At 68.1% G+C, this 19,970-nt stretch carries 18 protein-coding genes and 1 pseudogene; 6 read left to right on the plus strand and 13 right to left on the minus strand.

Annotated elements, in window-relative coordinates; all coding sequences use genetic code 11:
• Positions 1–46 precede the first annotated feature (46 nt).
• Positions 47–802: pseudogene (locus VL129_RS17120) on the minus strand (HAMP domain-containing protein); the annotation flags it as partial.
• 318 nt (positions 803–1,120) lie between these two features.
• Between VL129_RS17120 and VL129_RS03335 the strand changes: the two are divergent.
• A complete protein-coding gene (locus VL129_RS03335) occupies positions 1,121–1,321 on the plus strand; it encodes a hypothetical protein (RefSeq protein WP_325410054.1) in 201 nt (66 codons plus the stop codon).
• Positions 1,322–1,337: 16 nt separating this feature from the next.
• Here VL129_RS03335 and VL129_RS03340 read toward each other — a convergent pair whose 3' ends face one another.
• From VL129_RS03340 to VL129_RS03370, 7 genes are all read right to left on the minus strand, one after another.
• Entirely contained in the window at positions 1,338–2,435 is a 1,098-nt protein-coding gene (locus VL129_RS03340) for a DUF1513 domain-containing protein (RefSeq protein WP_325410056.1), read from the minus strand.
• Positions 2,436–2,605: 170 nt separating this feature from the next.
• Positions 2,606–3,670, minus strand: coding sequence for an imelysin family protein (locus VL129_RS03345; RefSeq protein ID WP_325410058.1), 1,065 nt, complete (start codon positions 3,668–3,670; stop codon positions 2,606–2,608).
• A 9-nt stretch (positions 3,671–3,679) separates the two neighbouring features.
• Positions 3,680–5,101 carry a di-heme oxidoreductase family protein gene (locus tag VL129_RS03350; RefSeq protein WP_325410060.1) on the minus strand — a complete coding sequence of 474 codons (1,422 nt, stop codon included), beginning with the start codon at positions 5,099–5,101 and terminating at the stop codon, positions 3,680–3,682.
• A 145-nt stretch (positions 5,102–5,246) separates the two neighbouring features.
• The gene (locus VL129_RS03355) at positions 5,247–6,575 is read right to left on the minus strand and encodes an imelysin family protein (protein WP_325410062.1); all 1,329 of its coding nucleotides are present in this window, start codon (positions 6,573–6,575) and stop codon (positions 5,247–5,249) included.
• 120 nt (positions 6,576–6,695) lie between these two features.
• Complete coding sequence (locus VL129_RS03360; protein ID WP_325410064.1) at positions 6,696–8,795, minus strand: putative bifunctional diguanylate cyclase/phosphodiesterase; 2,100 nt, start codon at positions 8,793–8,795, stop codon at positions 6,696–6,698.
• 177 nt (positions 8,796–8,972) lie between these two features.
• Positions 8,973–9,554, minus strand: coding sequence for a superoxide dismutase [Fe] (gene sodB, locus VL129_RS03365; protein ID WP_325410066.1), 582 nt, complete (start codon positions 9,552–9,554; stop codon positions 8,973–8,975).
• A 170-nt stretch (positions 9,555–9,724) separates the two neighbouring features.
• Complete coding sequence (locus tag VL129_RS03370; protein ID WP_325410068.1) at positions 9,725–10,336, minus strand: LysE/ArgO family amino acid transporter; 612 nt, start codon at positions 10,334–10,336, stop codon at positions 9,725–9,727.
• Between the two features lie 99 nt (positions 10,337–10,435).
• Between VL129_RS03370 and VL129_RS03375 the strand changes: the two genes are divergently transcribed.
• Positions 10,436–11,326: a LysR family transcriptional regulator ArgP gene (locus tag VL129_RS03375; protein ID WP_325410070.1), complete on the plus strand. Its 891-nt coding sequence runs from the start codon at positions 10,436–10,438 to the stop codon at positions 11,324–11,326.
• Here VL129_RS03375 and VL129_RS03380 read toward each other — a convergent pair whose 3' ends face one another.
• Positions 11,327–11,614 carry a hypothetical protein gene (locus VL129_RS03380; RefSeq protein ID WP_325410072.1) on the minus strand — a complete coding sequence of 96 codons (288 nt, stop codon included), beginning with the start codon at positions 11,612–11,614 and terminating at the stop codon, positions 11,327–11,329.
• Positions 11,615–11,843: 229 nt separating this feature from the next.
• On the opposite strand from VL129_RS03380, the gene VL129_RS03385 reads away from it, so the two are divergent.
• Positions 11,844–12,689, plus strand: coding sequence for an ATPase (locus VL129_RS03385; RefSeq protein ID WP_325410074.1), 846 nt, complete (start codon positions 11,844–11,846; stop codon positions 12,687–12,689).
• Between the two features lie 303 nt (positions 12,690–12,992).
• Here the strand turns inward: VL129_RS03385 and sbcB are convergent, their stop codons facing one another.
• The 3 genes from sbcB to VL129_RS03400 all read right to left on the minus strand — a co-directional run bounded on the left by sbcB (position 12,993) and on the right by VL129_RS03400 (position 15,397).
• Positions 12,993–14,432: an exodeoxyribonuclease I gene (sbcB, locus tag VL129_RS03390; RefSeq protein ID WP_325410078.1), complete on the minus strand. Its 1,440-nt coding sequence runs from the start codon at positions 14,430–14,432 to the stop codon at positions 12,993–12,995.
• Positions 14,433–14,474: 42 nt separating this feature from the next.
• Positions 14,475–14,840, minus strand: coding sequence for a PilZ domain-containing protein (locus VL129_RS03395; protein ID WP_325410231.1), 366 nt, complete (start codon positions 14,838–14,840; stop codon positions 14,475–14,477).
• Positions 14,841–15,028: 188 nt separating this feature from the next.
• Positions 15,029–15,397 carry a tetratricopeptide repeat protein gene (locus VL129_RS03400; protein WP_325410080.1) on the minus strand — a complete coding sequence of 123 codons (369 nt, stop codon included), beginning with the start codon at positions 15,395–15,397 and terminating at the stop codon, positions 15,029–15,031.
• A 171-nt stretch (positions 15,398–15,568) separates the two neighbouring features.
• Here VL129_RS03400 and VL129_RS03405 point away from each other — a divergent pair, with 171 nt between their 5' ends.
• The 3 genes from VL129_RS03405 to pyk all read left to right on the plus strand — a co-directional run bounded on the left by VL129_RS03405 (position 15,569) and on the right by pyk (position 18,867).
• Complete coding sequence (locus VL129_RS03405; RefSeq protein WP_325410082.1) at positions 15,569–16,369, plus strand: tetratricopeptide repeat protein; 801 nt, start codon at positions 15,569–15,571, stop codon at positions 16,367–16,369.
• 67 nt (positions 16,370–16,436) lie between these two features.
• Positions 16,437–17,360, plus strand: a complete 924-nt coding sequence (locus VL129_RS03410) for a universal stress protein (RefSeq protein ID WP_325410084.1) — start codon at positions 16,437–16,439, stop codon at positions 17,358–17,360.
• A gap of 55 nt (positions 17,361–17,415) precedes the next feature.
• Positions 17,416–18,867 carry a pyruvate kinase gene (gene pyk / locus VL129_RS03415; RefSeq protein WP_325410086.1) on the plus strand — a complete coding sequence of 484 codons (1,452 nt, stop codon included), beginning with the start codon at positions 17,416–17,418 and terminating at the stop codon, positions 18,865–18,867.
• Between the two features lie 30 nt (positions 18,868–18,897).
• Here the strand turns inward: pyk and VL129_RS03420 are convergent, their stop codons facing one another.
• On the minus strand, positions 18,898–19,947 hold the full coding sequence (locus VL129_RS03420) for an acyltransferase family protein (RefSeq protein WP_325410088.1): 1,050 nt from the start codon (positions 19,945–19,947) through the stop codon (positions 18,898–18,900).
• Between the last annotated feature and the right edge of the window lie 23 nt (positions 19,948–19,970).

Consider the following 19,970-nt stretch of genomic DNA (forward strand, 5'->3'; position numbering starts at 1 on the left):
GCTTGAGCTTCTTGAAGGTCTCGGTGAGGAACTCGCGCAGGCGGTTGGCGGCCTGGGCCAGACGGCCGAGTTCGTCCTGGCGGCGCACCTCCAGCGGCTGGCCGAGGCGACCCTGGCTGAGGGCGTCGATATGGCCGATCAGGCGGTTGATGGGCTCGATCAGCTGACGGCGCAACAACAGCTGTCCCAGCACGAAGACCACCACGGCCGACCCCAGCATGAACAGCAGGCCGAAGATCACCGTGTTGCGCGTGCTGCGTTCCAGCACCGGCACCTGTTCCTGGGTCCGGTCGCGCCAGGCCTCCGTGAGGTTTTCCAGCTGCTCGCTGAATTCCCGATCGATGCCGCGCACGACCTTGTCACCGGCCGAGGCGTCGAAGCCGCTGTTGAGGAACGCCTCGCGACCGCGGCGGTAGGCCTCGCCGATGCGCCGGTGTTCCTGTTGCAGTTTCTGCAGCTGGCCGCGCAGCTCCGTGGTCAGTTGCGGCATGCCCAGCAGATCGCTCATCTGCCGCTGGACCAGCTGCTCCTCCTGCTCGAAGCGGCGCCAGTAGTTGGCGGCGTCGTCATTGTTGTGGCCGCGCAGCAGCAGGTTTTTCCATTCCTGCACCTGGGTCTTGAAACCGATATCCGCTGCAGCCACCCGCAGGCTGATGGTGGCGGGCCCCTCCAGCAGTCGCTGGTAGGCGCGGGCGCTGTCGTTGAGCATCTGGAAGCTGGCGAGGGTGAGCAGCAGCATCAGCAGCAGGCTGCCACCCAGCAGGGTGAGCACCTGGCCGCGCAGGGAGCGAGCAAATGGCATGGCATAGTCCGTTGTGTGAGTACTGGCCTGGATTGTTCCGGATCGTGCGGGGATTTTTGTTGTTTGGCCGCGACAACGTTTTCGGCGTGCGGCGCGCGAACTTGAAGGCTTTTCCGAAGGGCGGCAGGCCGCCGGCGCGCCCGAAACTGTGATCCGGTCCGCAAAAACCCACCATCCGCGTCACCGTGGCGCTTCACAAATCGGTGCCGGCTGTCGCTTGTCACCTCAGAGGGGCAATCTATCGTCCCGGACGCTGGCGCACGCCGGCGCTGGGCGCTTTCATTTCTGCCAAGTCAGCCCCTGCGAGGGATTCGAAAAATGAGACCACTTGTCATGCAGTGGCTGCTGCGTTCCTTTGACAAGACCGCGATCGTGGCGGCGATTGCGCTGTGCTGCCTGTGGCTGATCGGCCAGCCCGGTCAGCGTGTGCTGATCATGCTCGGCGCGGTGTGCGCGGCCGGCACGCTCGGCGGGCTGCTGACCCGCCGAGCGATTGCCCGGGGCATCCAGGAGGGCTGATGGTCGCGCCAGGCGGTCAGGCCAGGCGCAGGTGGTTGTCCCACAGGCCGGCCGGCAGTTCCAGGTAGTCGCTGACAATCCGGCTTGCGCGACAGTCGTAATGCCGGCAGCGGCCGATGCCGGCGCTGACCACGAAACCGTCGCGCGAGGCGGCCACGCCGGCGCAGTCCGGCAGCGGCGCGTCGAGCAGCAACTCGGCGCTGTCCAGGTCCCAGATATAGAAGCGATTGCCACGCGGCGCGGTGACGGCCAGGCGGCGCAGTTCGCTGTGGATAGCCACGCTGGCGGTGTACTGGTGCATCGCCTGGCGCTGCGCCTCGCCCAGCGGGAAGGGCTGGAACGGCTGGCCGGGACGCTTGATGGCCAGCAGCGGCACCGCGTGTTCGGGATCGCCCTCGTATTGCTGGCCGGTGACCACCGTGCCGTCGCTGGCCACCGCCATGTGGCGCACGCTGTTCATCGGCTCGGCCAGCTGTTCCTTACTGAGCAGTGTGCCGTCGCGGCGCATGAGCACCAGGCTCGGTTCCATGTTGTCCAGGTTGAGCATCGCGCGGCTGTCGGCCTCGGTGCGGATGCCGCCGTTGGCGACCGCCAGGGTTTCGCCGTCGGGCATCCACAGCAACTGGTGCGGGCCGATGCCATGGGTGGGCTGTTCGGCGACGCGCTCCAGTTGGCTGTTTCCCTGCAGGCGATAGACGCCCAGCACGCCGCGGCCCGGGTCAGCGGTGTCGTTCTCGGTGCTGTAGAACCACTCGCCATCGGCATGGAACACGCCATGGCCGTAGAAGTGCCGCTGTTCGGGGCTGGCCAGGGTCTGCAGCAGCCTGCCGTCGCGGGTGTCGATCAGGTAGCTCTCGCGGCTCGGCCGCCGGCCGACGAACACCGCCAGCGGCAGGCTGGGGTGCGGCACCACATCGTGGCAGCGCTCATTGACCCGCGTGCGGAAGGCCTCGCGACCATCCAGGTAGTAGCCCACGGCGTAGTGGTTGCCGTCGGCGTCGTTGCGCGCCGAGAGCAGCAGCGGGGTGGCCTGGCGCTGGACCAGCGTCCAGCCGCCGAAGGTGCCGGCGGCGGCCAGCAGGCCGCCAAGGGCGAGGAAGGTGCGGCGTTGCATGATGGGCAGGAACCCTCGATTAAGTGGCGGTACCGCTGCGGAGAAGAGGCCGGCCTTCACCTTGTGGGGGCCGGCTTTATGCCGGCCGCCGCGGGCAAGAACAACGGCATGGGTGTGGGGCTTCCTCCGCTGGCCGGCATAAAGCCGGCCCTACAGAGGCGGGGCGTGGCTCAGTCCCCGTCGTGGGCGTTGAAGCCGATCTGGATGCCCAGCGCACGGGCCAGCTCGCCTTCCTGCAGGCGATGCAGGCGGTTCAGGCTGTCATACAACTCGTTCAGCGCGCTGCGCCCGGCTTCCTCGCGCAGCAGCTGACCGAGCGGCTGGTTCAGCGCGCCCTGGCGCTGCCGGGTGTCGGCGTAGGCCGCGTCGATGCGCGTGGCCAGCTCGCTGTGCTCGCTGCCCAGCAGGCTGCGCAGGCCGTCCTGGTTGGCGCCCCGCCAGAGGCGCTCGGCGCTGTCCACGGCGGCGGCCAGGATGGCCAGGCTGTCGCCGCTGCGCCAGGCTTCGGCCTGGTAGGGTTGCGGCACGCCCTTGCTTTGCCGGCCGAGTGGCGCGCCGAGCCTCTTCTTCAGGCCGTCGATGGCCGAGACCTGGGTGCGCAGCAGGTCGGAAATGGCTTCCTGGGCGTCGGCGTAGCGGTCGTTGGGGAAGCTGCGCAGGCGTGCCTGCATGCCGTCCGCGCCGTTCCAGCGTGCCAGCACGTCGGCGCTGAGCGCCTGCTGGTGGTTGCCGATGGCGACCAGCAGCGGGCAGTAGCGCAGCTGGGTGGCGCTGTCGGCGAGGTCGATGTTCGGGTCGAACAGCACGTACTCATAGGCAGTGAGGCCCTGGACCACCACGCTGCCCTTGTCCAGCTCGGCCTGGGTCAGCTGCGGCTGGCTGTTGAGCAGAGCCTCGACCTGGCGGGCCACCAGGTTCTTCTTGTCCGGCCAGAACTGCACCTGCCAGGCCAGGTTGTTTTCGCTCAGCGGGCCGAGTTGCAGCGGCTGCAGCGCCGACCAGCCGCGGTGGGCGGCCAGGTAGCCGGCGCGGGCCTGCTCCAGGCTCTGCTCGCCGGCGCAGAAGGCCTGGGCGCTGTCGGCCAGCTGGCGGTCGGCCTCGGCCCAGGCGGCGTAGGCTGGCAGCAGCACACCGTCGGTCAGCGCGGCGCTGACCCGGCTGTGCGGATCCTCGGCGCCACAGCCGGCCAGCAGCAGGCCGAGGAGGGCGGCGGCGAGTGGGGTGCGTTGCAACATGGAGACTCCTCAGAGTGAATTCAGGAAGGCCAGCAGCGCCTCGCGCTGTTCGGCATTGAAGTTCAGCACCCGCTGCTTCGCCGGCTCGGCTTCGCCGCCGTGCCAGAGCACGGCCTCGAGCAGGTTGCGGGCGCGGCCGTCGTGCAGGAACTGGGTATGGCCGTTGACCGCCTCGGTCAGGCCGATGCCCCACAGCGGCGGCGTGCGCCATTCGCGGCCGCTGGCCAGGAACTCGGGACGGTTGTCGGCCAGGCCCTCGCCCATGTCGTGCAGCAGCAGGTCGGTGTAGGGGCGGATGGACTGGTTGGCCAGCTCCGGCTCGGCGGCGTCGGCGCGCGTCACGTGGCTCGGCGTGTGGCAGGCGACGCAGCCGGCGGCATGGAACAGCTGCTTGCCGGCCAGCACCTGGGCGTCGTCGACGCTGCGGCGCGCCGGCACGGCCAGGTTGCGGGTGTAGAACAGCACCTGGTTGAAGATGTTCTCGCTGATTTCCGGGTCGCCGCCGTTGGGCAGCGTCCGGCAGGCGTCCTGGCCCGCGCTGCAGTTGTCGCCGCGCAGCAGCGGGGTGGACAGGCCCATGTCGTTGAGGAAGGCATCGGCGTTCTGCTGGGCCAGGCTCGGCTGGCCGGCCTTCCAGCCGAAACGGCCGAACACCTGCTCGCCGGTGGCCTGATCGCGCACGTAGTTGGGCCGGCCGGAAATGCCGTCGCCGTTGCGGTCGTCCGGATCGGCGTTGGCCAGCAGGGTGTCCTCGGCGATGGCCTCCAGCAGGCCGAGACCGATCATCGGCGGCGCGATGCGCGCGGAGAACAGCGTGTCCGGGTGCAGTGGGCCGTAGCCGAGCTGGTCGATCTGCAGACGCGGCTGGCGCAGTTCTACCGCGAAGCCGTCGGCGAAATGCTCGGTGCGGGTGTCGTAGGCCACGCGCACACGGCCCTCCGGGGCCACGCCGGGAATCGCCATGTCCTGCAGCTGGCCGCCGTACACCGGCTCGGGCACCACCCCGGCCTGGGCGAGCAGCGCGGCGTGCTCGGGGCCGGCCGGCAGTGACAGGCGCACCAGCATCGACACGCTGTGGCTGGCATCGCTGGCCGGCGGATGGCCGCGGCCGTCCTTGATGTGGCAGTTCTGGCAGGCGTTGGTGTTGAACAGCGGACCCAGGCCGTCGCGCGCCGTGGTGCTGGCCGGGGCGATCACCCAGGGGTTGCGGAAGAAACTGTTGCCGACGTTGAAATCCAGGCGGCGGCTGGGCGGCAGGTTGGCCGACGGCAGTGAGAAGGCGTTGACGTCGCTGCGGTTGACCGTGGCGGCGCCGCCGGACAGGGCTTCGCCGGGTTCGGCACGGGTGAAGTCGAGGGCGGGTGGCTGTTCCTGGCAGGCGGCCAGCAGAACGGTGATCAGCAGCAGGCTACAGCGGGGGAGGGCGGACATCGAAAACGCTCCGGTGCGGGAAGGCGCACAGGGTAACAAGGCAAATGGGAATGGTTTCTATCTTGAAGTGAGGTAAAAGGTCGCAAGGCTGAAAGGAACCTGCGGAAGCGGCTGACCGCTCCCGCAGGGGTGTCGGGGTGGACGATCAGAACGCGTGATCGGCGGTGTCCGGGTTGAGGTCGCCGATGCCCAGCTTGGCGGCAGCCTGCTCGATGGCGGCGGTCTGCTTGACCAGCGCGGCGATGCCATCGCGGATCAGCTGGTTGCCGGCGGCGTTGTCGGCGGCGATCAGCTGGTCGTAGTGCACGCCCTGCGCGGCGCTGTCCACCAGGGCCTGCAGTCGGGCCTGGCTGGCGTCCAGGTCGGCCTTCAGGGTGCTGTCGGTCGCGGCGTCGATCTTGGCCACCAGCGAAGACAGGCTCGGGCCGCTCAGCAGCTCACCGTTCACGCGGCGGTACTCGCCCAGATAGACGTTGCGAATGCCCAGTCCGTTGTAGAAATGCGAGTTGTGGGTGTTGTCGCTGAAGCAGTCGTGCTCGTCCTCAGTGGAGTTGGCTTCCAGCGAGACCTTCATGCGCTCGCCGGCCAGCTCGCCCAGGGACAGGCTGCCCATGCCGAACAGCATCTTGCGCAGGCCGTTCTCGGCCGATTCGGCTTCCAGGCTGGCGCGGTAGTTGTCGGCGTCCGGTTGCCACTGGGCGACCATGTCCTCCAGGTCGGAGACCAGCAAGTCGGTGGCGGCCTTCAGGTAGTCGCGGCGACGTTCGTTGTGGTCGCCGGTGGCGCCTTCGCCGACCAGGAAGTCGCTGTAGGGGCGCTGGCCGGCGCCGGCTGTGGTGCCGTTGAGATCCTGACCCCAGAGCAGGAATTCGATGGCGTGGTATCCGGTGGCGACGTTGGCTTCGGAACCGCCCAGCTCGTTCAGGCTGGCCAGCAGCTCGCCGTTGATGGTGCTGACGTCGAGCACCTCTTCGCCGACGCGAATCTCGCTGTTGGCAATGATGTTGGCGGTGGCGCCGGGGTTGCCCAGGGCATGCTGGTAGTCGCCGGCCACGTAGTCGATCAGGCCCTCGTCCAGCGGCCAGGCGTTGAGCTGGCCTTCCCACTCGTCGACGTTCGGGTTGCCGAAGCGGAACACTTCGGTCTGCATGTAGGGCACGCGAGCGGCCAGCCAGGCCTGCTTGGCGGCATCCAGGGTGGCCTGGCTGGGCGCGGCGAGGAAGGCGTCGACGGCGACCTGCAGGTCCTTGGCGGTGCTCAGTGCGTCGCCGAAGACGGCGGCGGCCAGTGCGGCATAGTGCTTGACCACGGCCTGCGCCTCGGCCTGATCGAAGGCGGCCGCCACCGGAGCGTTCTGCTGGCTGGCGGGCGCGGCGGACTGGCTGGCAGGGGTGGCGTTCTGGTCATCGCCACAGCCGGCCAAGGCAATGGCGAGGGCGAGCAGGCTGGCCGAGGCCAGGGGCAAACGGGGCATGGCTGAATCCTTTGCGGGTGTTGGGGGAGGTTCCTCGTAACCCGGCAATAATGCGAAAGATTTGCATCCTTGCACAAGAGCTAATTGAGACTCGCCCTCATTTACTCGCCCGGCGTTCGCCTATATGGCGCCCGTATGCCCGGCGCCCGTTTGCACGGCGCCCACTTCCCTTGGGCGGGACGCTGGCTGGCCATGCAGCAGCGCCGCCAGCTCGCGGGCCGGCAGCGGCTTGCTGTACAGGTAGCCCTGGCCTTCGTCGCAACCCTGGCCGATCAGGTAGTGTTCCTGCTCGCGGGTTTCCACCCCTTCGGCGATGACCTGCAGGTCGAGGTTGCGCGCCAGCTGGATAATGGCGCGCACGATGGCGGTGTCGCCCTCGCTGGCCGGCTCGGTCTTCAGGTCGCGCACGAAGCTCTTGTCGATCTTGATCTTGTCCAGCGGCAGGCTCCGGAGGTAGCTCAGCGAGGAGTAGCCGGTGCCGAAGTCGTCGATGGCGATCAGCGCACCGGCCTGACGCAGGCGCAGCAGATGCTCGGCGGCGGCCTGCACGTCCTCCATCAGGCAGGTCTCGGTGATCTCCAGCTCCAGGCTGCCGGCCGGCAATCGGTGGCGCTGCAGCAGCTCGGCGACCAGGACCGGCAACTGGCCGTGATGCAGTTGCACGGCGGACAGGTTGACCGCCATGCGCAAGTGGGCGAGGCCCTGGTCGTGCCACAGACGCAGTTGCTGGCAAGCCTGATCGAGCACCCAGGCGCCGATCGGCAGGATGCTGCCGTTCTGCTCGGCCAGCGGAATGAAGTGGTCCGGGGCGATGGGACCGTGCAGCGGATGCTGCCAGCGCAGCAGCACCTCGACGCCGCAGATGCGCTGCGTGCGGTAGTCGATCTGCGGCTGGTAGACCAGGTGCAGTTGCTCGCTGGCCAGCGCCTGCAGCAGATCCTTGTCCAGCTCGCGGCGTCGGCGCATCTCGCGGTCGACGCTGGCGACATAGAACTGGTAGCGGTTGCGTGCGCGGCGCTTGGCCAGCGTCATGGTCAGCTCGGCCTTCTGCAGCAGATCGCCGGAGTCGGCACCGTCCTCGGGGTAGAGGGCAATACCGAGGGTGGCGCGCAGGGTGACCGGCTGGCCGTCCAGCTCGAACGGCTCGTCCAGGCTGTCGAGGATGCTCTGCGCCAGCTCGGCGGCCTGGTAAGGCTGAGCCAGATCGTTCTGGATCAGGGCGAACTGGTCGCCACCCAGGCGCGCCAGGCACTGCACCTGCTCGGCGTAACGGCGCAGCCGCTCGCCGACGGCGGCCAGCAACTGGTCGCCGCAGGGGTAGCCGAACTGCTCGTTGATCTCGCGAAAATCGTCCACGCCCAGGCACAGCACCGCCACCTGGTGCTGACGCTGGCCGGCCTCGGCGAGGATGCGCTGCAGGCATGTCTGCAGTTGCAGGCGGTTGGGCAGGTCGGTGAGCGCATCGTGCTCGGCGGCATGCAGCAAGTTGTCTTCGGCCTGCTGGCGCCGCTGGCTGTGGTGCTCGATGGCGCCAAGCAGGCGATTGGCGGTATGCACCCACTGCCCCAGCTCGTTGTGCTCGTGACCCCTGGGCAGTGGCAGCTGGTACTCGCCGGGACGCTCCGGGTTGATACGGCCCAGGTGATCGAGCAGACGTTCCAGCGGCCGGGTGAGCAGCCACTGGTAGATCAGGTGCAGCAGCAGTGCCAGGCCCAGGGCGCGCAGGATGCTGGTGAGCATCAGCAGCAAGGCATCGCGCAGGAAGGCCTGGCCATGCAGCGCCGTGTCCAGGCTCAGGCGCAGTTCGCCGGGGTGGGCTTCATTGGGGGCCGGTTCGCGCAACACCACACTGAGCAGATGCTCGCGGCCCAGCAGCAGGTCGGTGAAGGCGCGTCCGGGCAGCTCCAGCAGCGGGCGGCTGCGCTCGGCCAGCGGCGGCTCGCCGGCGCTGCCGATGAAGGCATGGCGAACCGATTCGTGGTTGAACAACCCTTCGATCACCTGTTCGGCCATGGCGCTGTCCAGGGTCAGTACGGCCTGGGCGGACGGGTCGCGGAACATGCTCAGGATGCGCTCGGCCTCGCTGTCGAGTGTCTGGCGGGCCTGCTGCAGGGTGTAGAGGATCTGTACGGTGCTCAGCAACAGGCCGACGGCCAGGGCGCACAGCAGGGCGACCTGGAGCAGTTTGCGGGACAGGCGGCGGTGACGTACCTGCGTCAATGCTTGGATTCCTGAACAACGGCATGAAGGACAGGGCAGACGGTTTGCGCGCTGTCGGTTCTTTCTGTGTCGGAAGACGGGGCGCGGACTTTAATGCGCCGGAGTGTCGCGGTACCGGCGTGAGCGCCGGGGAGGAGCGGGGGACTGCGGCGGTCGGGGACCGCCGCAGGGGGAACGTCAGGCAGCGTAGTTGGCGGCCACGAAGTCCCAGTTCACCAGGTTCCAGAAGGCTTCGACGTACTTCGGACGCAGGTTGCGGTAGTCGATGTAGTAGGCGTGCTCCCACACATCGCAGGTCAGCAGCGGGGTGTCGCCGCTGGTCATCGGGTTGCCGGCGCCGATGGTGCTGGCCAGGGCCAGGGAACCGTCGGCCTTCTTCACCAGCCAGGCCCAGCCGGAACCGAAGGTGCCGATGGCGACCTTGGTGAATTCTTCCTTGAACTTGTCGAAGGAGCCGAAGGCGGCGTTGATGGCGTCAGCCAGGGCGCCGGTGGGCTGGCCACCGCCGTTGGGCTTCATGCAGTGCCAGTAGAAGGTGTGGTTCCACACCTGGGCGGCGTTGTTGAAGATGCCGCCGGAGGAGCTCTTGACGATCTCTTCCAGGGACTTGCCTTCGAACTCGGTGCCCGGGATCAGGTTGTTCAGGTTGGTGACGTAGGCCTGGTGGTGCTTGCCGTAGTGGTATTCCAGGGTCTCGGCGGAAATCTGCGGGGCCAGGGCTTCCTTGGCATACGGCAGCGGCGGCAATTCAAAAGCCATCGAATTTCTCCTCTCTTCAGGGGGCAAGGCAGGCGGCTGGCGGGTTTGCCAGCAAGGGTCTCGGGAGTGTGACTCCCTGTTCTATGAGCTCGGGAATCATAGCATCGGCCCCCCGGCATATCCACGCGCGAACCGTGCGGGAAGGCTCTGGCGCAACGGCTGCGCTGGCTCTACGCGCCCAGCGCCAGGCGCGCGGCGATGCCCAGCAGGGTGGCGGCCACCGCCAGGTCGATCAGCCGCCAGGTCAGCGGCCGCGCCAGCTTCGGCGCCAGCCAGGCGGCGCCCAGCGCCAGGCTGAAGAACCACAGCAGCGAAGCGCTGGCCGCGCCCGCCACATAGGCGCCCGGCGCCGCTTCGCGGGCGCCCACCGAACCGATCAGCAGCACCGTGTCCAGATAGACGTGCGGGTTGAGCAGGGTCACCGCCAGCGCGGCGAGCAGCACCGCGCGCAGCGAGCGCGGCCTGCGCCCGCTGTCCTGTTCGAGACCCTGCGGGCGCAGTGCACGCAGTAGCGCCAGGCCGCCGTAATAGAAGAGGAACGCCGCGCCGCCCCAGCGCGCGACGGCCAGCCACGCCGGATGGCTGGCCAGCAGTCCGGCCAGGCCGAACACGCCGATGGCGACCAGCACCGCATCGCAGGCAACGCACAGCAGCGCCACCGGCAGGTGGTGCTCGCGACGCAGGCTCTGCGCCAGCACGAAGGCGTTCTGCGCGCCGATCGCCATGATCAGGCCGGCGGCGATCAACAGGCCGTTGAAATAGCTTTGCCAGAGGGCGTGCATCCGAGGAAATCCGCGTTGGGGAGAAAACGCTGGCCATTCTCCTCGGCGGATCTATATAAGAAAAACAAATCCTCTTTATGTCTCATTAGGAGAAGCGATTTGTTCGACTACAAGCTGCTCGCCGCGCTGGGTGCGGTGGTCGAGCAGGGCGGCTTCGAGCGGGCCGCCCAGTTGCTGGGGCTGTCGCAATCGGCGGTGTCCCAGCGCATCAAGCTGCTGGAAACCCGGGTTGGCCAGCCGGTGCTGGTGCGCTCGACGCCGCCGGCGCCGACCGAGATCGGACGGCGTCTGCTCAACCATGTGCAGCAGGTGCGCCTGCTGGAGGGCGAACTTGGCGCGCTGCTGCCCGGCCTTGATGAGAGCGGCCTGCCGGATCGCCTGCGCATCGCGCTGAGCGCCGACAGCCTGGCCACCTGGTGGGCGCCGGCGCTGGCGGACTACTGCGCCGAACAGGCGCTGCTGTTCGACCTGCTGGTCGAGGACCAGGACGTGGGCCTCAAGCGCATGCGCGCCGGCGAGGTGGCGGCCTGCCTGTGCGCCGTGGAGCGCCCGGTGGCCGGGGCGCGCAGTGTGCCGCTGGGGCGGATGCGCTACCGGGCGCTGGCCAGTCCGGCCTTCATCGCCCGGCATTTCCCGGACGGGGTGACGGCGCGCGGGCTGGCCCAGGCGCCGGCCATCGTGTTCGGTCCGGACGATCGTCTGCAGCACCGCTACCTGGCGGCGCTGGGGCAGGAGGGCGGCTTCCTGCACCACCTCTGCCCATCCTCCGAGGGCTTCGTGCGCCTGATCGAGAACGGCATCGGCTGGGGGCTGGTGCCGGAAATCCAGGTGCGCGAGGCCCGCGCCGCCGGTCGCCTGCGCGAGCTGCTGGCGGAGCGGCCGATCGAGGTGCCGCTGTACTGGCACCACTGGCGCAACGGCGGCAGCCTGCTGGTCAGCCTGACCCGCCACCTGCAGCGGCGCGCGGGCGACTGGCTGCTGCCGGGCTGATCAGCCGAGCACGCGCTGTCCCCGGTAGATGCGCACGCGCACAGTGTCCGGCGGGCTCTCCGCCTGATGCACCGCCAGGGCCGCGACCGCAGAGGGTTCGTCCGCCTCGATCAGCCGGGCCAGACGTTCCCCCAGCTCGTGGGTCTGCGGGTCCCGCGAGGTGCGACTGGCCATCAGCAGCGCGGCGATCGCATCGGCCTGATGCAGGTGAATATCCAGGCCCTGCTCGTTGCGCACGCGGCGGCGCAGCAGCTGCATGCAGTCGATGAGGGTCTTGTTCATGTCCATGAATGGGTCTCCCGAGCAGCGAACCGATGGAACCACCGACTCCGCCCGGGGTAGAAGCAAGCGGCATACCAGACCGCCAGCGCCGCGCCCGGCGGGCTGGCGGGGTGTCGGCCGGCCGGTCGCGCACCGCGCCGGTGCGCGGGGTATTCGCATGGTGCGGGCTGCCGGGGGCGGGTCGGCGTGGTTATACTTTCGCCGTTTGCGTCCCTACGTCCCCCAAGAGCTGCCCATGCGTAACGATGCCTTTGATGAAGTTGACGATCTGCCCAGCCTGAGCGTCGAGCCCCGTGACCGGGACGCGGTCCCCCCGCCGTTCGCCGAGCCGCGCCGTGACCACCGGCCGGTAGCCGAGCCGCCCGCGCGCAATCCGATCAACGGCCTGCTCTGGGCGCTGCTGCTGGCGGCGCTGATCGCCCTGGCCGGGCTGGCCTGGTGGAGCTACACGCAGATGAGCCTGATGTCGCAGCAACTGGTGGCCACCCAGGAAAGCTTCGCGCGCATCAGCGAAGAGGCGGCCGGCCGCATCCAGGACATCAGCGGCAAGGTGGTCGCCACCGAGAGCAGCATCAGCGCCGGCACCGAGACCCTGCAGCGCCAGTTGCGCCAGGTGGAGGGCAAGCTTGAGGCCCTCAGCCGGCAGATGCGCGTACAGGAAGCCAAGCAGGACAAGCGCCTGGATGCCCTGGAAGGCGAACTGAAGGCCCAGCTGGCTGCCGCCGGCAAGCTCGACGAGCGCCTGAAGACCCAGGGTGGCGAATTGGCCGCGCTGAAGGGCGTGCCCGAGCAGCTTGGCAAGATTCGCAGCGAGCAGGGCAAGCAGGTCGAGGCGTTGCTGGCCCTGGACAAGGTGCTCAAGACCCTCACCAACGACGTGCAGGCGCTGAAGAAGCTCAACGCCGGCCCGACCCTCAAGCGTCTGGAGCAGGACCTGCTGGTGCTGCGCAGTGAAGTGGCGGGCCTGCCGAGCGGCACCGGCACCACCGAGTTCGACACCTTCCGTGCCCAGGTGACGCGCAACATCACCACCCTGCAGACGCAGATCCAGACCCTGCAGCGGCAGATCGACGGCCGCTGAGGCGTTTCGTAGGGCGGTCAAGGCAGCGCCTTGGCCGCCGAGGGATGCCTGTAGTCCGTAGGGTGGACAACGCTTTCCTTGTCCGGCATGGCAGTCGCGCGATGGCCTGTCGGCGGCCAGAACAGCGCTGACCGCCCTTCGCTTCGCATCGAACGCGTGGGAGCGGCTTTAGCCGCGATGCTTTCGTGCCGACCACCCCTAGGCGGGCGCCCCAAAGCTCGCGACTGAAGTCGCTCCTACAGGTATGTGCCGCGCCGCTTTTTGTAGGAGCGGCTTCAGCCGCGATGCTTGCCGTGCTGGCTCTCAGGCGCAACCCAGGCGCCGGGCCAGCTCTTCGGCATACGCCTGCCAGTCCAATAACAGCGCGCGCCGGCTGCCCTCGGCGTCGGGCAGCAGGCTGTTCAGCTCGCTCGCGAAAGATTCCAGGGTAATCGGCGCGCCCCGCGCCGGATCGAGCAGGCGCTCGCGGCAGAACGTCTGCCAGCGAGCCCGCTCCTCCGCCGTCAGGCTGTCCGGCAGGTTGCGCGCCCGGTAGCGAAACAGCAGCTCGGGCAGGCGCGGGTCGTCGAACGACCAGGACGCTTTCGCCAGCGCCGGCGGCTCGCTGAGGCGCACCTGTTCGCACAGGCGGCGATCACGCTCACCGAGGAAACCGCCGTACAGCTGCTGCTCGGGGTCATCCTGGCCGTTACTGGCGAAGGCTTCCTCGGCATACAACGCGGAAAGCTTGTCGCGCCATTGCACGGCATGTTCCTGCAGCAGCGCGGCGCGCTGCTGGCACAGCTCCAGGTCCAGCCCCAGGCGCTCGCGGTCCTCGCCGCGCAGCACGTTAAGCGGCGCCAGCACCGGGCACTTGTTGATATGCACCAGCTTGAGCGGCACGGGCAGCTGGCCGTCCGCCAGTTCATCGCGCCGCGTGTACAGCCGCTGGCGCAGGGTCTCGGCGTCCAGCTCCAGCAACGGTGCGGGGTCGGCCTGCAGGTCGCAGACGATCAGTGCGTTGCGGTTGCGCGGGTGCCAGGCCAGCGGCAGCACCACCGCCAGGTAATGGCGGTCGGCGGCGAAGCGCCCGGAAATGTGCACCAGCGGTTGCAGCAGGCGCACCCGCTCCATGACCTGATGCTTGCTGCGCAGCTGGTACAGGTAGTCGTAGAGACGCGGTTGCCGCTCGCGCAGCAGGCGGGCCAGGCCGATGGTGGCCGTGACGTCGGACAGCGCATCGTGGGCCTGGCCGTGGTCGATGCCGTTGGCCTGGGTGAGCAGTTCCAGGCGCAGGCTGACGCGGCCGTCCTGTTGCGGCCAGACGATGCCTTCCGGGCGCAGCGCATAGGCGGCGCGCACCAGGTCGATCAGATCCCAGCGGCTGTTGCCGCCCTGCCATTCGCGCGCATAGGGGTCGAAGAAGTTGCGGTACAGCCCGTAGCGGGTGAACTCGTCGTCGAAGCGCAGCGAGTTGTAACCGGCGCCGCAGGTGCCCGGGCGCGCCAGCTCTGCATGCAGGCGGGTGATGAAGTCGGCCTCGTCCAGACCCTGCTCGCGCAGGGTCTGCGGGTGGATGCCGGTGATCAGGCAGGCGGCCGGGTGGGGCAGGATGTCGTCGGCCGGGCGGCAGTACAGGTTGACGGGGTCGCCGATGATATTCAGCGCTTCATCCGTGCGCAGGCCGGCGACCTGCAGCGGGCGATCGCGACGCGGATCGGTCCCGGTGGTTTCGTAGTCGTACCAGAAGATGCTCGGGGTCACGGTGGCCTCCTGTTGCCGAGGCCGCGAGTGTAGAGGCTTTTTTCAGTGCGCGGGCTTGTGGCCGGTGAAGGCGAAGTAGTCGCGCAGCGCTTCGACCAGTTCGAGGAACTCCGCCGGCGGCGCGTCGAGGTGAAAACCGGAATCGAAGCTGCCCGGGGTGACATCTTCCCGGCTCCACTGGCAGGTGGCATGGAAGTCGATGGGGCGCCAGCCGCCGTCAGCGGCGGGAATCTTCAGGCGCATGTCGAAGCGCGCGCCCACCAGCAGCGGCCACTGGCTGATCAGCATCAGTCCCTCGCACGACAGGTTGCCGAGGTAGCCCAGCGGCTTGTCGGTGATCCGGTTGAAGACCTTGAGGTAGTAGGGCAACTGCTGACGCTGAATGCGCCGCCGACCGTCGCCGGGCATGGCCTGGGCGTGGCTGACACGCGCTTCGCTCGACTTTTCCAGTTCAGGCACTCGTACCTCCAGTTCACCGGGAACACCCTACGGCGCGCATGCGGAGGGGGCAGGTACTCCGCATGGGTCAAGGTGTCGGCGGAGAGTAGCCGCTATCGGCGTCGATCTCCAGTGGTTGGGCCGGGGTGCGACACTCTTCAGCGTGCTCCGACGGTCTTCTCCGGATCGAAGTGGCCGAGCTGGCGCAGGGTCTCCAGACGGGCCTTGGCGCGGTAGGAATATTCGCTCATCGGGAAGCGATTGATGATGAACAGATAGGTCTGGGTGGCGTCCACGAACAGGCTCTGCCGCTCCAGGCACTGGCCACGCAGCATGGAGATTTCCGGCTGCATGTAGACGCGCGAACGGCTGGCGCGCTCGGCCAGCGACAGCTCCAGCATCACCTTCTCGCAGTTGCCGTCGTCATAGGCGCGATAGGCGGAGTTCAGGTGCTTGTCCAGATCGGCGCGGGTGGTGCAGCCGGCGACGGCCAGGCTCGCGACCAGCAGGATGAGGGGAAGTTTCATGAGGGAGGGTCTCCTGTGCTTTGCCACCATATCGACAGCACCGGCGATTTCTTCAATCGAATCACGCGGCTTTTTGTCCCAACCTCCGTTGGGTGTGATCCCTGCGCGTGCCCGCCCGACGAGCGGCGTTGCTAGACTCAGGCGCCTCCGCATCTGCCAAGGAATGCCCCCATGCGCCCCCTGTGCCCCAGCCTGCTCCTGCTGCTGTTTCTGGCCGGCTGCTCGCCGACCACGCCGCTGTTCGTGGCCCATGTCGCCACCCACGAAGTGGTGGAATACAAAACCCTGAAGAGCAAGCGCATGGCCGCCGCGGTCGAGGAGGAGGGCGATCTGCTCACCTACAGTGCCCTGGCCATCCGCGACGCCCACAGTCCCCAGGCCGAGCAGCTCTACCTTTCGGGCTACCGGGATCGCGGCCTGAGCGACGAGGTGCGCGCCATCGCCCTCTACCAGATCGGCCTCATCTATATGAGCCGCTACAACGATCAGCGTGACGACGCCACCGCCCAGGCCTACCTCAACCGCGTGCTCGATGAATTCCCCGGCACCCGCGCCGCCGAGCGCGCCGCCGAGCGGCTGATGGTCCTGCGCGGCCGCGTCGACGAGCCGCTGCAGAAGAATGCCCGCGAGCTGCTGGTCGACTGGAAGCCCGGGGCCGATCTGGATCTCAACAAGCCGAGCCTGGATCAGGACATGACCCTGCTGTCGCGCCGCGCGGTGCTCAAGAACCGCGTGGCCGAAGCCGAGGAACTGTACCTGCTGGCCCTGCGCGACCCGGGGGTGGCGGCCTCGATCAAGGAAAAGGCCCTCTACCAGCTGGGCCTGATGTACATGGCGGCGGACAACCCGCGCGCCGACCGCGACAAGGCCATCAACTACCTGCGCCGCCTGCTGGTGCAGTACCCGAACGGCGAGCTGGCCGGCAAGGCGGCCCGTCACCTGGACCGGGTGCTGAACAGTCCGGCGGCCTGATGCAAATCAACCCGGGGCGGGCGATCTGTGCTGCAATGGCTCGACTAGCCACCGTCAAGGAGCCGCAATGAAGATCCGCCAACTGCTGGTCGTCATCGACCCCACCCAGGAAGCCCAGCCCGCCCTGCAGCGTGCCGCCTGGGTCGCCCGCCGCAACGGGGCGGCGCTGGAATTGCTGCTCTGCGAGCATCAGTCCGCACTCGAAGGCGGTCTGCTGGACGGACCGCGCCTGCAGCACGCACGTGACGGCCTGCTCGAGCAGCGCCGCGCCTGGCTGGAGCAGCTGGCCGAGCCGTTGCGCGCCGAGGGCCTGACGGTCACCTGCGAAGCCCGCTGGGGCCGGCCGCTGTACAAGATGATTCTGGCCCGCGTCGATGAGCTCAAGCCCGACATCCTGTTCCGCAACGCTTACCAGCACAGCCTGCTGCAGCGCCTGCTGTTCACCAGCAACAGCTGGCAGCTGATCCGCAAGTGCCCCTGTCCGCTGTGGCTGACCGGCGCCCGCGAATGGCAACCCCAGCGGCTGTGCGCAGCCGTCGACCCGCTGCACTCGGCCGACAAACCCGCCGCGCTGGACCACCAGTTGCTGGCCATTTCCCGCGAGCTGGCCGAGACGCTGCAGCTGCAGGCCAGCTACGTGCATGCCTATGCGCCGCTGCCGCGCACCATGGTCTTCGATGTGGAGCTGGTCGCCGATTACGACAACTACTGCCGCAAGTACGGGGAGCAGCACCGTGAGGCCTTCGACCGTCTGCTGGCCGGCTACCCGGGCGCGGAAGGCCAGGGACACCTGATCGAAGGCTTCGCCGAGCAGGCGGTGCCGCGTTTCGTCGAGGAGCAGAACATCGACCTGCTGCTGATGGGCGCCATCGCCCGGGGCCACCTGGACAACGCGCTGATCGGCAATACCGCCGAGCGCATCCTGGAGGCCGTGCGCTGCGATCTGCTGGTACTCAAGCCGCAGGGATTTGGTAGTTCCGAGCGTGCATGACTACAGGCGACGGGCGTAGTAGCCTCCGGGCAGACCGAATCAAGGAGTCTCCCGCATGTCGTCCCGTCGCACCAAGATCGTCGCCACCCTCGGCCCGGCCAGCAGCAGTCCGGAAGTCATCGAACAGCTGATCCTGGCCGGGCTCAACGTGGCCCGGTTGAACTTTTCCCACGGCTCGCCCGACGAGCACAAGGCTCGTGCGCGCCTGGTGCGCGAGCTGGCCGCCAAGCACGGCCGCTTCGTGGCGCTGCTTGGCGACCTGCAGGGGCCGAAGATCCGCATCGCCAAGTTCGCCAACAAACGCATCGAACTGCAGGAAGGCGACGCCTTCCGCTTTTCCGTCACCCATCCGCGCGACGCCGGCAGCCAGGAGGTGGTCGGCATCGACTACCCGGACCTGATCAAGGACTGCGGCGTCGGAGACGAGCTGCTGCTGGATGACGGCCGCGTGGTCATGCGCGTCGACTCCACCACTGCCGACGAACTGCTGTGCACTGTGCTGATCGGCGGCCCGCTGTCCGACCACAAGGGCATCAACCGTCGCGGCGGCGGGCTGACCGCGCCGGCGCTGACCGCCAAGGACAAGGCCGACATCAAGCTGGCTGCGGAAATGGAGCTGGATTATCTGGCCGTGTCCTTCCCGCGCGACGCCGCCGACATGGAACTGGCCCGCCGCCTGCGCGACGAGGCCGGCAGCAAGGCCTGGCTGGTGGCCAAGATCGAGCGCGCCGAAGCGGTGGCCGATGACGAGGCGCTGGACGGCCTGATCCGCGCGTCCGACGCGGTGATGGTGGCGCGTGGCGACCTGGGGGTGGAAATCGGCGACGCCGAGCTGGTCGGCATCCAGAAGAAGATCATTCTGCACGCCCGTCGCTACAACAAGGCGGTGATCACCGCCACGCAGATGATGGAGTCGATGATCCACAGCCCGATGCCGACCCGCGCGGAAGTCTCCGACGTGGCCAACGCCGTGCTGGACTACACCGACGCGGTGATGCTCTCGGCGGAAAGCGCCGCCGGCGACTATCCGGTCGAAGCCGTGAAGGCCATGGCGCGCATCTGCCTGGGGGCGGAGAAGCACCCCATCAGCCGCAAATCCAGCCACCGTCTGGGCCAGACCTTCGAACGCTGCGACGAAAGCATCGCCCTGGCGGCCATGTACACCGCCAACCATTTTCCGGGCGTCAAGGCCATCATCAGCCTCACCGAGAGCGGCTTCACCCCGCTGATCATGTCGCGCATCCGTTCCTCGGTGCCGATCTACGCCTTCACCCGCAATCGCGAGACCCAGGCGCGCGTGGCGCTGTTCCGGGGCGTGGAAACCGTGCCGTTCGACCTGGCCGAGCATGCGCTGGACAAGGTCAGTCAGGCGGCGGTGGACGAGCTGCTCAAGCGCGGCGTGGTGGAGCGCGGCGACTGGGTGATCCTCACCAAGGGCGACACCTACCACACCATCGGCGGCACCAACAGCATGAAGCTGCTGCACGTCGGCGAACCGCTGGTCTGAGGCGGGGCGAGGGGCGTCGCCCGGCGCCCCTCAACGTCCCGGCAGCGGCGCGCCGACCGCGCGCGAACGGGGCGCCAGCAACCGGCTGCGCAGCCAGTTGGTCATCGGCTGTTCCACCAGCCGGTAGATGGCGACGGCGACCAGCAGGCACAGGCCGATGGTCAGCGGTGCCATCAGGAAGGCCACCGGCCCCGGCGCGTCGAACACATGGAAGACCTTGTTGAACACCTTCATCACGTAGGGGTGAAACAGGTACAGCGAAAAGCTGGCATCGCCGATCAGCACCACCCGCCGGGGCAACTGGCGCCCCGCCAGGCCATGCACCAGGGCCAGGAAGGCCAGGGCGGCGGGAATGCCCCAGCTGCCGCTGCGCCCCAGCCAGGGGTAAAGCAGGCCGCTGAACGGCAGGCAGAGGATGCAGGCCACACCCACCACGAGGAGTACCCTGCGGGTCGGGCGGGGAATCCCCGCCACCCGCCAGGCGGCGGTGCGCGTGTAAAAGGCGTAGCAGCCCATGCCCAGCACGAACTCCAGCAGGATCTCATCGGTGTAGAACGCCAGTACCACCGACTCGAAACGCAGCAGCGCGCCCAGCAGCACCAGCGCCAGCAGCAGCCCCGAGGCGATCAGCAGGCGATGCCGATGGCTGATCGTCATGGCCAGGGCGAACACCGCGTAGAAGAACATCTCGAAGTTCAGCGTCCAGCCCAGGAACAGCAGGGGCTGCACACTCTCGCCCTTCAGGTAGGGGATGAACAGCAGTGACTTGAGCAGGCCGGCAACATCGGCCGTGGTGTTGTCCAGCAGGTCGGGCAGCAGCAGGGCGACGCCGAAGACGCCGAAGGTGCCGAGCCAGTAGAGCGGCACCACGCGGATGACGCGCTTGGCGAAGAACTGGTGCGTCGACTTCTCGGTGACCAGCGCCATGATGAAACCGCTGATCACGAAGAAGATATCCACGCCCCAGGCGCCTTCGCGAAACAGGGGGATGTGGTAGGCGACCACGGCGGTCGCCGCGATCGCGCGCAATAGCTGGATGCTGTCCAGCCTGTCGGCCGAGGCCGGATGAACGGATGCCATGCGGGAAGTCCCTTTCACTCGCC

Source organism: Pseudomonas sp. (genome assembly GCF_035497915.1).
Lineage (GTDB): Bacteria > Pseudomonadota > Gammaproteobacteria > Pseudomonadales > Pseudomonadaceae > Serpens.

What these genes read in the sequence shown, in the direction of transcription:
- VL129_RS03380 (WP_325410072.1), bottom strand. Translation starts at nt 11,614, where the DNA reads ATGGACATGAACAAGACCCTCATCGACTGCATGCAGCTGCTGCGCCGC.
- VL129_RS03385 (WP_325410074.1), top strand. Translation starts at nt 11,844, where the DNA reads ATGCGTAACGATGCCTTTGATGAAGTTGACGATCTGCCCAGCCTGAGC.
- VL129_RS03340 (WP_325410056.1), bottom strand. Translation starts at nt 2,435, where the DNA reads ATGCAACGCCGCACCTTCCTCGCCCTTGGCGGCCTGCTGGCCGCCGCC.
- VL129_RS03405 (WP_325410082.1), top strand. Translation starts at nt 15,569, where the DNA reads ATGCGCCCCCTGTGCCCCAGCCTGCTCCTGCTGCTGTTTCTGGCCGGC.
- pyk (WP_325410086.1), top strand. Translation starts at nt 17,416, where the DNA reads ATGTCGTCCCGTCGCACCAAGATCGTCGCCACCCTCGGCCCGGCCAGC.
- VL129_RS03350 (WP_325410060.1), bottom strand. Translation starts at nt 5,101, where the DNA reads ATGTCCGCCCTCCCCCGCTGTAGCCTGCTGCTGATCACCGTTCTGCTG.
- VL129_RS03370 (WP_325410068.1), bottom strand. Translation starts at nt 10,336, where the DNA reads ATGCACGCCCTCTGGCAAAGCTATTTCAACGGCCTGTTGATCGCCGCC.
- VL129_RS03345 (WP_325410058.1), bottom strand. Translation starts at nt 3,670, where the DNA reads ATGTTGCAACGCACCCCACTCGCCGCCGCCCTCCTCGGCCTGCTGCTG.
- VL129_RS03395 (WP_325410231.1), bottom strand. Translation starts at nt 14,840, where the DNA reads ATGCCCGGCGACGGTCGGCGGCGCATTCAGCGTCAGCAGTTGCCCTAC.
- VL129_RS03355 (WP_325410062.1), bottom strand. Translation starts at nt 6,575, where the DNA reads ATGCCCCGTTTGCCCCTGGCCTCGGCCAGCCTGCTCGCCCTCGCCATT.
- VL129_RS03335 (WP_325410054.1), top strand. Translation starts at nt 1,121, where the DNA reads ATGAGACCACTTGTCATGCAGTGGCTGCTGCGTTCCTTTGACAAGACC.
- sodB (WP_325410066.1), bottom strand. Translation starts at nt 9,554, where the DNA reads ATGGCTTTTGAATTGCCGCCGCTGCCGTATGCCAAGGAAGCCCTGGCC.
- VL129_RS03410 (WP_325410084.1), top strand. Translation starts at nt 16,437, where the DNA reads ATGAAGATCCGCCAACTGCTGGTCGTCATCGACCCCACCCAGGAAGCC.
- VL129_RS03400 (WP_325410080.1), bottom strand. Translation starts at nt 15,397, where the DNA reads ATGAAACTTCCCCTCATCCTGCTGGTCGCGAGCCTGGCCGTCGCCGGC.
- VL129_RS03420 (WP_325410088.1), bottom strand. Translation starts at nt 19,947, where the DNA reads ATGGCATCCGTTCATCCGGCCTCGGCCGACAGGCTGGACAGCATCCAG.